The organism is Streptomyces sp. cg35, assembly GCF_050410835.1.
Classification (GTDB): domain Bacteria; phylum Actinomycetota; class Actinomycetes; order Streptomycetales; family Streptomycetaceae; genus Streptomyces.
In genome coordinates, this window is record NZ_CP191268.1 from 6,584,162 (window position 1) to 6,596,949 (window position 12,788).

A 12,788-nucleotide genomic window follows, 5' to 3' on the forward strand; every position below is an offset into this window, starting at 1 on the left:
GGGTGTATCGCCCTGAGGGCTCGTCCTCAAACGCCGGACGGGCTGGGGGTGCCGGACCGGTCAGGGGTGGTGGGCCGGTCAGCGGTGGTGGGCCGGCCTGCCAGGGCCAGGGTTCTGCGGGCGGAGGCCACCACCGCCGCGTCCACGAAACGGCCGTCCGGGAGCGCGAGCGCCCCCGCGTCGGTGGCCGCCGCGCCCACGATCTCCTCGGCCGCCGCCAGCTCCGCCTCCGTCGGACGGAACGCCTCCTCGATCACCGGGAGCTGACGCGGGTGGATCGCCGTCCGGCCGAAGAAGCCGAGCGCGCGGCCCTCGGCGCAGGACCGGGCCAGGCCCGCCGTGTCGCGGATGTCCGGGTAGACGGACTGGGGCGGGGGCGGCAGGTGCGCGGCGCGGGCCGCGACCACCGCACGGCCGCGCACCCACGCGAGGCCCGCCGCGTCCGCGACGCCGAGGTCGGCCCGCAGATCCGCCTCGCCGAGCGCGACGCCGTGCACACAGGGGTGGGAGGCGATGTCGTAGGCGTGCTCGACGCCCAGCGCCGACTCCAGCAGGGCGTACAGCGGCGGCACGTCGACCGCCCAGTCGGCGACCCGGGCCACGTCCGCGGTGTCGTGCACCTTCGGCAGCCGCAGCGCGTCCAGACCGGGCAGCGGGGTGAGGCGCCGCACCTCCCGCTCGGCGAGCGGCCCGTCCAGCGCGTTCACCCGCACGTGCACCGGCACCTCGTGCTTGTCGGCGAGCAGCTCCGCCGTCGCGTCGAGCGCGTACGCCTTGCGCTCGGGGGCGACCGCGTCCTCCAGATCGACGAGGACCACGTCGGCGCCCGAGCCGAGCGCCTTCGCCACGACGTCGGGGCGGTCCCCGGGGACGTACAGCCAGGTCAGGAACACTGTGCTCATACCGCACCAGCCTTCCGCAAGGTGGCGATGTCCGCCTGCGACAGGCCGAGGCCGTCGAGGATCTCGTCCGTGTCCGCGCCGTGCGGGCGGCCCGTCCACTTGATCGCGCCCGGCGTCTCGGAGAGGCGGAACAGGACGTTCTGCATCTTGACCGTGCCGAGGTCCGGGTCGGGGAGTTCGGTGATGGAGTCCAGGGCCCGGTACTGCTCGTCCCGCATCACGTCACGGATGTCGTAGATCGGGGCGATGGCCGCCTCCGCCTTCTCGAAGGCCGCCACCACCTCGTCGCGGGTGTGGACCGCGATCCAGCCGCCGACCGCCGCGTCCAGCTCGTCCGCGTGACCCGCGCGGCCCGCACCCGTCGCGAACCACTCCTCGTCGATGAACTCCGGCCTGCCGACCAGGTGCATCACCCGTTCCGCGATCGACTGGGCGGACGTGGAGACCGCGACCCACTTGTCGTCGCTCGTGCGGTACGTGTTGCGGGGCGCGTTGTTCGTGGAGCGGTTGCCGGTGCGGGGCTGGACGTAACCGAGCTGGTCGTACCAGGTGGGCTGCGGGCCGAGGATGGTCAGCATCGGCTCGATGATCGCCATGTCGACGACCTGACCGCGGCCCGTCACGTCCCGGCCGCGCAGCGCCGCCATCACCGCGTACGAGGTGGCGAGCGCGGCGATGGAGTCGGCGAGGCCGAACGGGGGCAGGGTCGGCGGGCCGTCCGGCTGGCCGGTGATCGCCGCGAAGCCGCTCATCGCCTCCGCGAGCGTGCCGAACCCGGGGCGGCGCGCGTACGGGCCGAACTGACCGAAGCCGGTGACGCGGGCCAGCACGAGGCGCGGGTTGGCGGCGCTCAGCTCCTCCCAGCCGAGGTGCCACTTCTCCAGGGTGCCGGGGCGGAAGTTCTCGATGACGACGTCCGACTCGGCGACCAGCTTGAGCAGCACCTCGCGGCCGCCGGGGGAGGAGAGGTCCAGCGTGAGGTTCTTCTTGTTGCGGCCGAGCAGCTTCCACCACAGGCCGATGCCGTCCTTGGCCGGACCGTGGCCCCGGGACGGGTCCGGCTTGCGCGGATGCTCCACCTTCACCACCTCGGCGCCGAAGTCGCCGAGCATCGTGGCGCAGAGCGGGCCCGCGAAGAGGGTGGCCAGGTCGAGGACCCGCAGTCCGGTCAACGGGCCGTTCTGAGTCGTCTGTTGAGTGGTCGTCATGCGCGGGCCTCCAGAGTGATCCTGGCCAGTTCGTCGAAGCCGATGCCGTCGAAGCCCGCGACCGTGGTGGCGAGGCGGTTCTTCAGCGGAGCCGTCCACCGCGCGCCGAGCGCGTCCGGGCCGCCCGCGAGCAGGCCCGCGATCGAACCGGCCGTCGCGCCGTTGGAGTCCGTGTCCCAGCCGCCCGACACCGCCCGGCAGATGGAGCCGGAGAAGTCACCGTCGGCGTGGGTGAGCGCGGCGGCCAGCAGGGCCGCGTTGGGCAGGACGTGCACCCAGTGGTGGTCGGCGTAGACGCCGTGCAGCTCGTCCACCACGGTGTCGAAGTCCTCTTGGCTCTCGGCCAGTTCGATGCCGAGGCGCACCGCCCTCGCGTACCGCGAGCGCGGCGGTACGACCGTCAGGCCGGCCCGCAGCGCCGCGTGCACGTCCACCGTGCCCGAGCCCGCGGCCGCGATGACGGCGGCCGTGAACATCTCCCCGTACACGCCGTTGGCGGTGTGCGTGAGCACGGCGTCCCGGTGCGCCAGCTCGGCGGCGCGCGCCGGGTCCCCGGGATTGATCCAGCCGAAGACGTCGGCGCGGATCTGCGCGCCGATCCACTCCCGGAACGGGTTGCGGTGAGCGGCGGTGGCGGGAGGTTCGAGGCCGTCGAGAAGATTGCGGTACGCGACGCGCTCGGCGGTGAAGGTGCGCCCGGCGGGCAGCTCGTCGAGCCACAGCTTCGCCACGTCCTCGGTGGTGAAGCCGGTGCCGTGTCGCTGGAGCAACAGCAGGGCGAGAAGCGGGTAGTTGAGGTCGTCGTCCTCGGGCATGCCGTCGATGTTCTCGGCGAGCGAGGTCGGCGCGCTGCGCCGGTTCCACGGATACGCGGCGGCCAGCTCCGGGTCGAGGCCGACCTCCGTGAACCAGCCGCTCAGCGGCCAGTTGCCGGTGGACCGCGCGACGGCACGGATCCCGGCGAGGGGCAGCTTCTCCACCGGCTTGCCGAGCAGACATCCGGCGGCCCGGCCCAGCCAGGCCGCGTGGACCGCGTCGTACGACGCCTGGTGCGCGGCGGTGGGGGAGTGCGGCCAGGCCGGGCAGGCGTCCCGGATCGCGGTGAGACCGGTGGGCTCGTCCGCCGCCAGGGGCGACGGCAGGACCGCCAGCTCGTCCAGCAACTGCCCGGCGAGAGACCGAAGTTCGGGCGGAGTCGGCCCCGCGGACGCGCCCGCCCGATCCGGTGCCAGGTGGCCGCCCACCGCCGTCCAGCGCCGCTCGACCGCGGACGCGTCGCGGCCGTCCTGCGCGGCCTGGCGCAGCTCGTGACCGAGCAGGTCCTCGGGCTGGACCCAGGTCAGACGCAGCATCACAGCCCCGCGACCGACGCGAACGCCGCCTCGTGGGCGCGGCGGCGCTCCAGATCGCGCGCGTGCACCTCACGCGTGACGCGCGTGAGGGCGGCGGCCGGGGCGTGCAGATCCAGCCTGCTGGCCCGCGCCACCTCCGCACTCCACTCCTTGGGCACCGCGCCCTCCCCGTACAGCGCGCCGACGATCGCGCCGCTCATCGTGGCGATCGAGTCGCAGTCGCGGCCGTAGTTCACCGAGCCGAGCACCGTGTGCCGGAAGTCGCCGCGGCCCACCAGCAGCATGCCGAGCGCGACCGGGAGCTCCTCGATGGAGTGCAGGCGCGACGGGCGGCGGGCGCCCAGCGACGGCTTGCGGTAGTCCGGGCCGACCGTGTCGAAGGGGGTGACCGCCTCGCGCAGGGGCTGGAGCGCGTCCTCGAAGTCGTCGAAGCGGGACGCCACTTCGCAGACCGCCTCGATCGCCGCCTTCGTGCCGTCCTTGGCGAGGGAGAGGACGTCGTCGATCACCGTGGTGGGCGTCGCGTCCGGCTTGTACGCCGCCGCCACGGCCGCCGCGAAGACGCCCGCCGCCTCGCGGCCGTACGAGCTCTGGTGCGCGCCCGCGACGTCCAGCGCCTCCTCGTACGCCTTGAGGGGGTTGCCCGCGTTGACCGCGCCGACCGGCGCCATGTACATCGCCGCACCGCAGTTGACGATGTTCCCGACGCCCGCCTCGCGCGGGTCGATGTGGCCGTAGTGGATGCGGGCCACGATCCACTTCTCCGCGAGGAAGATGCGCTGGAGCGGGAGCGCCTCCGCCTCCAGCTCCGGGATCCAGCGGGGCGTGGTGATCAGGTCCGGGACCAGGTGGTCGGCGACGGCGTACGCGTCGAGGTGGTCGCGGACCTTCTCGTAGACGCGGATCAGCGCGTGCGTCATCAGGGTGTCGTCGGTGACGTGGCCGTCGCCCTTGTGGTACGGCGCGATCGGGCGGGCCGTCTTCCAGTCGTCCTTGTAGAACGGCTCGACGATGCCGCGCACCCGGCCGCCGTGCCGTTCCGCGATCGCCTCCGGGGTCCAGCCCTCGACCGGGCCGCCGAGCGCGTCGCCCACGGCGGCGCCGACGAGGGCGCCGGTGGTGCGGTCCTCCAGTGACGGGTGAGTGGGGACGCTGCTCATGCCGAAGTTCCTTCCGAGGAGGCCGAGTTGATCAGGTGTGCATGTGACCGTGGTGGTGCGTGCGTGGCCGCGAGGCGTGCCGCCAGGTCGGTGAGGTCCGTGCCCGCCAGGCGGGGCAGCGCGCAGCCGGCCAGCGTGCGACAGGCGTCGCGCCAGGTCTGCGGGAGCGCCTCCGCGCCGCCGATCGCGCCGGTGAGGGCACCGGCCAGGGCGGGCGCCGAGTCCGCGACGCGGGACAGGCACGCGGTGGTCGGGACCGCTTCGGTGACCGCGCCCGCGGCGGCCGTGGCGACGGCCAGGGCGACGGGGACCGTCTCCGCGGCCGCGATGCCGTAGCTGTAGACGTGGTCGACGATCTCGTGCTCCAGGACGGGCACGAGCGCGAACGCGTTGCCGGGCAGGCCCGGGCGGGCGGCCGCCGTGGTGCGGCCCAGTTCCACCGCGCGGTGCGCGTTGCGGTGGATCTCGGTGCCGTCGGGGAGCTGGGCCAGCGCCGCGTCCACACAGGCGTCGACCGGTGCCCCGCCGAGCGCCGCCGCCACGGCCGCCGCCATCGCGCGGGCACCGTGCACGCCGTCGCCGTCCTGGGTGTACCGGGCGTCGAACTCGGCCAGATCCGCCGCGCGTTCGGGCTGTCCCGGGTGGACGACCGCGAGGACGGCCGCCCGTACGCAGGCCGCGTCGTCGAAGTAGTGCGGGTTGTCGTGGCCGGTGGCCGGGGGCCGCAGACCTGCGGCCAGATTGCCCAGGCCCGCGCGGACGGAGATCCGGGCGCGCAGCGGGATCTTCGCCGACTCGATCTCGTCGGCCCGGGCGGCCGCCGCGGCGATCTCGTCGGCGAGCGTGTTCCAGGCCAGGGCGAGCGCCGAGCGGACACGGTGGTCCGGGGGCAGGTCGCCGAGGCCCTCGGCGTACGCGTCGAGGACGGCGTGCGCGGTGAACGCGGCCCATTCGGCGTCGTCGGACGGGCCGAGGCGGAGCGGCTCGGGGGGCTGGTTCAGGGCGATCGGGACGGGGAGGGTGGTGGTCGCGTTCTGCTCGGCGAACGTGTCCAGTTCGCGGGTGAGACGGCGGGTCCAGTCGGGGAGCCGGGCGGCGCGGTGCCGCCCGGACGGCCAGCCGGCCGCGTCCCCTGCGGCGATGCCGAGCAGAAGACCCTCGATGCGGGACGTCGTCTCCGCCGGGGCGGTCGTCATGGGGAGGCCTGGCCTTTCGGTGGGGCGGGGGTGTGCGTTGCCGGGGTGGTGCGCCGGCGGTCGGTTCGTGGGGCGGGGCCGCGCCGGGGTACTTCCCCGGCCGGATGGGTCTCGTCGCCTCCGTACGCCGTAGGCGCGCCGTCCGGCGCTGAATGCCTGTGGTGTCCGGCGGGGGCACCCCGACACGTCCCCTCCCGTCGACGTGCGGCCTCAGCCCGGTGGGGCTTCTCGTCCGAGTGCGGCGCCATCGGCCGCGGCCCCGCCTTGGGCGATCTGCCGTGCCGGGTCACGCCACCGCTCCCTCGCGGTCCGGCGGGGGCGGGGTCAGGCGGTCCGCCACGTCGAGGATGTGCTTGCCCGCCATGGACGGGAGGCAGCTGCCGCGAACCGGGCCGATCGCCGCGGACCACGCCTCCGGGATCGACGCCTCGCCGCACAGTGCCCCGGCGAGCGCCCCGGCGACCGCCGCCGTCGTGTCCGCGTCGCGGCCCATGTTCACCGCCGTGAGGACGGACTCACGGAAGTCGCCGCGGGCCACCGCGAACGCCCCGAAGGCGAGCCCGACCGCTTCCGGCGCCAGGTCCGTCCAGGGGTAGCCGCCGATGACGACCGCCTTGCGCACCGCTCGTTCCATGGACAGCTGGGTGCCGTCCGGGTCCCGGCGGGCCCGGCGCGCCGCCGACACCGCCCGGTGCAGGGAGCGCGCCGTCCAGGAGTCCTCCGGCACCACGGAGAGCGCCGCCTGGACGACCGCGTCCGGGTTGTGGCTGACCATCGCCGCCGCCACTCCGGCCGCCACCGCCCGTCCGCCGTGGATGCCCTCCCCGTCGTGCGACACCGTGCCGTCGATGGACACCAGGCGCGCCGCTTCGGCGGGGCGGCCGGCCGCGTGGACACCGAAGGGGGCCGCCCGCATGGCGAGGCCGTCGCTCCACGCGTGCCGGTGCTGCGCCGAGATGGGCGCCGCGAGACCGCGGCGCAGATTCTCCAGCGTGCCGCGCTCGCTGAAGCCCGCGCCCTTGAACGGGCCCTCGTCCCGGTCCGCGATCCACGTGTGCCAGGCCGCCTCGACATCGGCGATGGTGAGGGCCGCGCCGTGCTCGGCGAGCAGCAGGCCGGAGAAGATCGCGTACTCGGTGTCGTCCGTCCCGGCCGGATCGGCGGAGACGAAGCCCTCGATGCGGCCCCAGCGTTCGCGGATCTGGGACGGCTTCATGTTCTCGGCGGGCGCGCCGAGCGCGTCGCCGACGGCGAGGCCGAGGAGCGCGCCCCTGGCCCGGTCCCGCAGGGAGATCGTGCCGGGCGGCGGGGGATGCGGGACCGTGCGCAGCCTGCGGGGGGCCGCGGTGCCGTCCGCGGGGGGATCCGGGTCGACGCTGACGCTCATGGTGTGTTCGTGCTCTTTTCTGGGGTCGTGCTCGGTTCAGCGTTGGTAGCGGTCGAGGATGCGGTTGCCGTCGCCCGCCAGGCGCTTGCGCAGTTCATCGATGCCGAACGCGCCGTTGTAGTACTCCTGGTAGGCCGGAGTGGCGATCTTGTCCTTCCACTCCGCGTAGCCGCGCACCCCGAGCACCGGCGAGGGGCGCAGGCCCTTCGCTATGTCGGCCCCCGTCCTCCAGCCGTTCTTGTCCGTGGTGAGCGAGGGGGCCTTCAGCGCTTCGGTGCTCGTGGGCAACAGCCAGTCGCCGCGCGCCAGTTGGACCTGGTGCTCGGCCTGCGTCAGGTACGCGATGAAGTCGGTCGCCGCCTGCTTGTGCCTGCTGTCCTGGGAGACCGAGAGGGTCTGCGGGGCCGTGCCCTGTGCCAGGCCGCCGGCGCCGGACGGCATGGGCAGCACCGTCCAGTCGAAGCCCTCGGGTGCCTGCTGCCGGACCTGCTGGCGGTACGAGAAGTTGAGCGGGAGCATCGCGTAGCGGCCCGCGAAGAAGCCGGGCAGCGTGTCCGAACCCGACATGCCCAGGCCGGACTTGGGCGCGGTGCGGTCCTCGTTGACCTGCCGGTTGATCAGCTGCGCGACCGCGGAGTCGGCCGCGTCGTAACGGATCTCGTTCTTGCCGTCCTCGCCCTTGTAGAAGATCTTGCCGTCGGTGGACAGGGAGAGGTTGACGGACTGGCTGACGGGTTCCTTCATCGACCAGGCGACGCCGTAGGTGTCCGGCCGGCCGTCCTTGTTCTTGTCGTGGGTGAGCTTCTTGCTGACTTTCTCGAACTCGTCCCAGGTCCAAGGGTGTTGAGCGGTCGGGATGCGGACGCCGGACTGCTTCAGCAGCTTCGTGTTCGCGATCAGGACGCGCGGCTCCTGGAGGAACGGGATGCCGTACGTCCTGTGGTCGAACGTCGTCGTGTCCCAGGAGGCCTGCGGGATGTCCTCCTTCAGCGACTTCGGCAGATACGGGCCGAGATCCGCGAGGTAGCCGCCGTTCGCGAAGTCGGTGAGGTCGGAGGCGTCGTCGTGGAAGATGTCCGGCGCCTCGCCGCCCTCGAAGGAGGTGAGGAGCTGGTCGTGAATGTTGTCCCAACTCCCCTGCACATACTTGACCTTGACCTTGTCATGGGTGTCGTTCCACCGCTTGACGAGCGCCTTGTTGGCGTCGACCGACTCCTTCTGCCAGGCCAGGCTGAGGAATTCGAGGGTGACCGTGCCGTCGGACGGGTCCGAGCCGTCGCCGCCGCATCCGGCGACGAGGGTCAGGCAGAGGGCGGCCGCGGCCGCCGCCGTGATCCGTCGGGTGCGCATCAGCCCTTCACCGCCCCGCTGAGCATGCCGCCCACGAGCCGGCGCTGGAGCAGCGCGAAGAAGACCAGGCTGGGGATCGTGGCGAGGACCGAGGCCGCGGCGAGGGGGCCCAGGTCCGCGACGCCCTCGGCGCCGAGGAAACGGGTGAGGATGACCGACATCGTCTGGTTCTCCGGGGACTTGAGCAGCACGAGCGCGAAGAAGAATTCGTTCCAGGCCGTCACGAAGCTGAACATCAGCGTCGCCACCAGGCCGGGGGCCAGCAGCGGGAGGACCACGCTCGTCAGCGTGCGCAGACGGCCCGCTCCGTCCATCGCCGCCGCCTCCTCCAGGGAGCGCGGAACCGACTTCACGTAGCCCTGGAGCATCCAGAGCGAGAAGGGCAGGTTCCAGACGACGTAGACGATGATCAGGCCGGGGATGCTGTCGATCATGTGCAGGTTCTTCAGCACCAGGAACAGCGGAATGATCACCAGGACGAACGGGAACATCTGGCTGACCAGGATCCAGACCGTGCCGGCCTGGCCGACCCGGCTCTTGTAGCGGACCATCACGTACGCCGCCGGGACCGCGATCGCCACCGAGATCAGCGAGGCGCTGACCGCGACGACCAGGCTGTTCAGTGCCGAGTGGAGCAGCGGCTGCGCGTCGAAGGCCGCCCGGTAGTTGTCCAGGCTCGGGTGCCGCGGGAGCCAGGACGGGTCGATCGAGCCCAGCTCCTGCGGCGACTTGAACGAGGTCGACAGCAGCCAGAGCAGGGGGAAGGCCAGGAAGACCAGGTAGCAGAGCAGGGCCAGGTACTGGCCCGCCCGGCCGGCGGCCCGGGGGAGTGCGGGGCTCACGCTCATGCTGCGTCCTCCTTGAGCTTCTTGCGCAGGAACAGCGTCAGGAGGACCGCGATCACCGCGATCATGACGAGGCCCATCGCGGCCGCGTAGCCGAACTGGCCGTACTTGAAGGCCTCTTCGTACGCGAACAGCATCGGCAGCCGGGTCTGTCCGCCCGGGCCGCCCTGCGTGAGGACGTACACCAGGCCGAAGGAATTGAAGTTCCAGATGAAGTTCAGGGCCGTGACGGCGAGGACCACCGGCTTGAGCGCGGGCCAGGTGACCGTGGTGAAGCGGCGCCACAGTCCGGCGCCGTCCAGCTGGGCGGCCTCGCGCAGCTCGTGCGGCACGTTCTGCAGACCGGCGAGGAGCACGACCGTGGTCTGCGGCATGCCGGCCCAGACGCCGACGACGATGACCGCGGGCAGCGCGTAGGAGAGGTCGGAGAGCCAGTCGATGTTCTCGTGGATCAGGCCCAGCTGGGTCAGCGTCTTGTTCAGGATGCCCGCGTCGGAGTGGTAGACGAGGCGCCACATGATGCCGACCACGACCTCGGGCATCGCCCAGGGCACCAGCGCGAGGGTGCGGGCCAGCCAGCGGAAACGCAGGTTCTGGTTGAGGAGGAGGGCGAGGCCGAGCGCCAGGACGAACTGCAGCGCCGTGACGCACACCGCCCAGATCAGGCCGATGCGGAACGACTCCCAGAAGAGGCTGTCGTGGCGCAGGTCGAGCAGGTTGTCCAGGCCGACGAACTGCGTGGGGGACGTGCGGCCCGCCTGCGCGTCGGTGAACGCGAGCGACAGGCCGTACAGGAGCGGGCCCACGCTGAGTATCAGGATCGGGACCAGCGCGGGAAGCAGCAGGAACCAGGCGCCCCGGTCCAGGCCGAGCGCGCGCTTGCGCTGGTCCGGAGTGCGGGGCGGCGGTGTGCCGCGGCTGCCCGGGACGGCACTGTCCCGGTCGGCGGTGAGACTCATGGATCGAACCTCGTGGCTCTCAACTGTCGGGCGCCGCCCGGCCCGTGGAGGCGCGGACGACGAGGCGGGGCGGGGCGGTGGTGCTGCGGGGGGTGGCGGTCCCGGAGGCGCCGAGGCGCTCCAGAAGCAGTTCGGCGGCGCGCCGGCCGCGCTCGGTGGAGCCGAGGTCGACGCTGGTCAGCGGGGGCCAGCCGGCCTGCGCGAGCACGCTGTCGTCCATGCCCGCGACGGCGACGTCCTCGGGTATGCGCAGCGCGCGGGAGTGCAGGGCGCGGGCGGCGCCGAGCGCCAGCTGGTCGTTGGCGCAGAAGACGGCGTCGGGGGACCGGTCCAGGAGGGCCGCGGCGGCCTCGGCGCCGGATTCGATGCCGAAGTCGGTGTGCACGACGAGCGCCGGGTCGTATACGAGGCCGCAGTCGTCGAGCGCCGCGCGGTAGCCCGCGGCGCGGTTGCGGCCGGGGACCGTGTCGCAGGGGCCGTTGACGAAGGCGATCCGGCGGCGCCCGGTCTCGTACAGGTGGCGTACGGCGAGCGAGGCGCCCGCGACGGAGTCGGCGCGCACGCTGTCCACGGGCACGTCGTCCGGCAGGGACCCTATGACCACGACGGGACCGGCCGCGGTGCGCAGCGCCTCGATGTGCTCGTCGGTGATGCGGATGGGGCAGATGATGAGCCCGTCGCTGGTCCGGTCGCCGAGGCTGCGCAGCACGGCCAGCTCGTCGTCGACGACGGCGTCCGTGGAGTGCAGGAGCAGGCGGTACCCGGCCGCCTTCGCCACCGACTGGATGGCGCGGACCATCGCCACGTACACCGGGTTGCCGATGTCGGGCATCGCGAAGGTGAGCTGCCGGGTGCGGCCGTCCTTGAGGGAGCGGGCCACCGCGTTCGGCACGTAGCCGAGCTCGGCGGCGGCGCGCTCGACCCGCTCGACGGTGTCGCGGCGGGCGCCGACGCCGTTGAGGACGCGCGAGACGGAGGCGATCGAGACTCCCGCGCGCTCGGCGATGGAGACGATCGTCGGCTGACCGCCCTGCGGTGCGGTCGCTGTCCTCGGCACCTCTTTGCCCCCTTGTGTCAGCGAACGTCTGGTTGCTGTAAACGTTTCCGGCTGCTGGAAACGTTTACAGATGTTGCGGTCATGTTTCCCGGCCCGTCAACGGAGCGATCACGTGATCCATCTCACGGGTGAGTCGGGGAAGGTCGAGGTCAGCGCGTGCCCGGCCTGTTGCGCAGGGTGCAAAACCGCAGGTAAGTACGGCCTTCCTTGCTAGCGGAGGCGTTTTTTCGCGCGTACTTTCGGGTCCGTAAACGACCTAGGGGAGCGGGGATCACGAGCATGGCCATCATCGAGACCGAGGCGACGCTGCACGACGCGCACCGGGACAATCACACCCACCGCGACGTCAACGGCGGCTGGCTGCGTCCGGCGGTGTTCGGAGCGATGGACGGCCTCGTCTCCAACTTCGCGCTGATGGCCGGTGTCGCGGGCGGCGCCGTCTCGCAGCAGACGGTGATCATCACCGGTCTGTCGGGCCTGGCCGCCGGCGCCTTCTCCATGGCGGCCGGCGAGTACACCTCCGTCGCCTCCCAGCGCGAGCTGGTCGAGGCCGAACTCGACGTCGAACGAAGGGAGTTGCGCAAGCACCCGGTCGACGAGGAGCGGGAGCTCGCCGAGCTGTACGTGTCCCGCGGTGTCGAGCCCGAGCTGGCCGCGGAGGTCGCCCGGCAGTTGTCGCGCGACCCCGAGCAGGCCCTGGAGATCCACGCGCGCGAGGAACTCGGCATCGATCCGAGTGATCTGCCCTCGCCGACGGTCGCCGCGGTCTCCTCCTTCGGCTCGTTCGCGCTGGGCGCCCTCATCCCCGTACTGCCCTACCTGCTGGGGGCGAGCGCGCTGTGGCCCGCCGTGGTGCTCGCGCTGATCGGACTCTTCGCGTGCGGCGCCGTCGTGGCGAAGGTGACGGCGCGCTCCTGGTGGTTCAGCGGATTGCGGCAGTTGGCCCTGGGCGGCGCCGCGGCGGGTGTGACGTATCTCCTGGGCAGTCTCTTCGGAACGGCAATAGGTTGACGGTTCGCCGGTCACGGCCGGAAGATGGCTATACAGGGCCTTGCATAAGTAGTCGTTACTGGACGGTTTCGAGTACTTGACCACGGGGCATGAGCCGTAAGCGCTGTGGGCAATGAGGCCCGCGACGCGCATCGGCACATCGGCCCCCCGGTCACTGATCTGTCCCCAGGGCCCCCTTCCGCCGCCACCCGCGGTGTCCGCATGTTGGAACGAACTATCCGCTTCCTGAGAATCGTTCCATCATGTAACCTGCACGAAATTTTGCAGCAGCATGAACTTTGCAGTACATCAGCAGTACCTCCGCAGAGGGCCAACGTCGTCCCTCGGCACTTGAAAAATGCCACGACGACGACGGGAGAGC

General features: G+C 72.2%; 11 protein-coding genes. 1 reads left to right on the plus strand and 10 read right to left on the minus strand.

The genetic code is table 11. The features are described from left to right. Positions 1-26 precede the first annotated feature (26 nt). The 10 genes from ACQUQD_RS30080 to ACQUQD_RS30125 all read right to left on the minus strand — a co-directional run bounded on the left by ACQUQD_RS30080 (position 27) and on the right by ACQUQD_RS30125 (position 11,416). On the minus strand, positions 27-902 hold the full coding sequence (locus tag ACQUQD_RS30080; protein ID WP_428955287.1) for an HpcH/HpaI aldolase/citrate lyase family protein: 876 nt from the start codon (positions 900-902) through the stop codon (positions 27-29). Continuing rightward, complete coding sequence (locus tag ACQUQD_RS30085; RefSeq protein ID WP_428955288.1) at positions 899-2,110, minus strand: CaiB/BaiF CoA transferase family protein; 1,212 nt, start codon at positions 2,108-2,110, stop codon at positions 899-901. Before ACQUQD_RS30085 ends, ACQUQD_RS30080 begins: the two co-directional genes overlap by 4 nt. Continuing rightward, positions 2,107-3,462: an ADP-ribosylglycohydrolase family protein gene (locus ACQUQD_RS30090; protein ID WP_428955289.1), complete on the minus strand. Its 1,356-nt coding sequence runs from the start codon at positions 3,460-3,462 to the stop codon at positions 2,107-2,109. The genes ACQUQD_RS30085 and ACQUQD_RS30090 overlap by 4 nt, the downstream gene beginning before the upstream one ends. Next, positions 3,462-4,622 (minus strand): ADP-ribosylglycohydrolase family protein, encoded by a 1,161-nt coding sequence (locus tag ACQUQD_RS30095; protein WP_428955290.1) that lies wholly within the window; start codon positions 4,620-4,622, stop codon positions 3,462-3,464. Before ACQUQD_RS30095 ends, ACQUQD_RS30090 begins: the two co-directional genes overlap by 1 nt. Next, on the minus strand, positions 4,619-5,818 hold the full coding sequence (locus tag ACQUQD_RS30100) for an ADP-ribosylglycohydrolase family protein (RefSeq protein ID WP_428955291.1): 1,200 nt from the start codon (positions 5,816-5,818) through the stop codon (positions 4,619-4,621). The genes ACQUQD_RS30095 and ACQUQD_RS30100 overlap by 4 nt, the downstream gene beginning before the upstream one ends. A 286-nt stretch (positions 5,819-6,104) precedes the next feature. After that, positions 6,105-7,205: an ADP-ribosylglycohydrolase family protein gene (locus tag ACQUQD_RS30105; protein ID WP_428955292.1), complete on the minus strand. Its 1,101-nt coding sequence runs from the start codon at positions 7,203-7,205 to the stop codon at positions 6,105-6,107. A 36-nt stretch (positions 7,206-7,241) separates the two neighbouring features. Then, on the minus strand, positions 7,242-8,555 hold the full coding sequence (locus tag ACQUQD_RS30110) for an ABC transporter substrate-binding protein (RefSeq protein ID WP_428955293.1): 1,314 nt from the start codon (positions 8,553-8,555) through the stop codon (positions 7,242-7,244). Next, complete coding sequence (locus ACQUQD_RS30115) at positions 8,555-9,403, minus strand: carbohydrate ABC transporter permease (RefSeq protein ID WP_428955294.1); 849 nt, start codon at positions 9,401-9,403, stop codon at positions 8,555-8,557. The genes ACQUQD_RS30110 and ACQUQD_RS30115 overlap by 1 nt, the downstream gene beginning before the upstream one ends. After that, positions 9,400-10,359 (minus strand): carbohydrate ABC transporter permease, encoded by a 960-nt coding sequence (locus tag ACQUQD_RS30120; RefSeq protein WP_428955295.1) that lies wholly within the window; start codon positions 10,357-10,359, stop codon positions 9,400-9,402. Before ACQUQD_RS30120 ends, ACQUQD_RS30115 begins: the two co-directional genes overlap by 4 nt. Positions 10,360-10,378: 19 nt before the next feature. Beyond that, positions 10,379-11,416 (minus strand): LacI family DNA-binding transcriptional regulator, encoded by a 1,038-nt coding sequence (locus ACQUQD_RS30125; RefSeq protein WP_428955296.1) that lies wholly within the window; start codon positions 11,414-11,416, stop codon positions 10,379-10,381. A 279-nt stretch (positions 11,417-11,695) separates the two neighbouring features. Between ACQUQD_RS30125 and ACQUQD_RS30130 the strand changes: the two genes are divergently transcribed. Further along, positions 11,696-12,427: a VIT1/CCC1 transporter family protein gene (locus ACQUQD_RS30130; RefSeq protein WP_428955297.1), complete on the plus strand. Its 732-nt coding sequence runs from the start codon at positions 11,696-11,698 to the stop codon at positions 12,425-12,427. Positions 12,428-12,788: the final 361 nt, after the last annotated feature.

Excerpts from the sequence above, each read along its gene's own strand:
- ACQUQD_RS30080 (WP_428955287.1), bottom strand. The coding sequence starts at position 902 with ATGAGCACAGTGTTCCTGACCTGGCTGTACGTCCCCGGGGACCGCCCC.
- ACQUQD_RS30085 (WP_428955288.1), bottom strand. The coding sequence starts at position 2,110 with ATGACGACCACTCAACAGACGACTCAGAACGGCCCGTTGACCGGACTG.
- ACQUQD_RS30090 (WP_428955289.1), bottom strand. The coding sequence starts at position 3,462 with ATGCTGCGTCTGACCTGGGTCCAGCCCGAGGACCTGCTCGGTCACGAG.
- ACQUQD_RS30095 (WP_428955290.1), bottom strand. The coding sequence starts at position 4,622 with ATGAGCAGCGTCCCCACTCACCCGTCACTGGAGGACCGCACCACCGGC.
- ACQUQD_RS30100 (WP_428955291.1), bottom strand. The coding sequence starts at position 5,818 with ATGACGACCGCCCCGGCGGAGACGACGTCCCGCATCGAGGGTCTTCTG.
- ACQUQD_RS30105 (WP_428955292.1), bottom strand. The coding sequence starts at position 7,205 with ATGAGCGTCAGCGTCGACCCGGATCCCCCCGCGGACGGCACCGCGGCC.
- ACQUQD_RS30110 (WP_428955293.1), bottom strand. The coding sequence starts at position 8,555 with ATGCGCACCCGACGGATCACGGCGGCGGCCGCGGCCGCCCTCTGCCTG.
- ACQUQD_RS30115 (WP_428955294.1), bottom strand. The coding sequence starts at position 9,403 with ATGAGCGTGAGCCCCGCACTCCCCCGGGCCGCCGGCCGGGCGGGCCAG.
- ACQUQD_RS30120 (WP_428955295.1), bottom strand. The coding sequence starts at position 10,359 with ATGAGTCTCACCGCCGACCGGGACAGTGCCGTCCCGGGCAGCCGCGGC.
- ACQUQD_RS30130 (WP_428955297.1), top strand. The coding sequence starts at position 11,696 with ATGGCCATCATCGAGACCGAGGCGACGCTGCACGACGCGCACCGGGAC.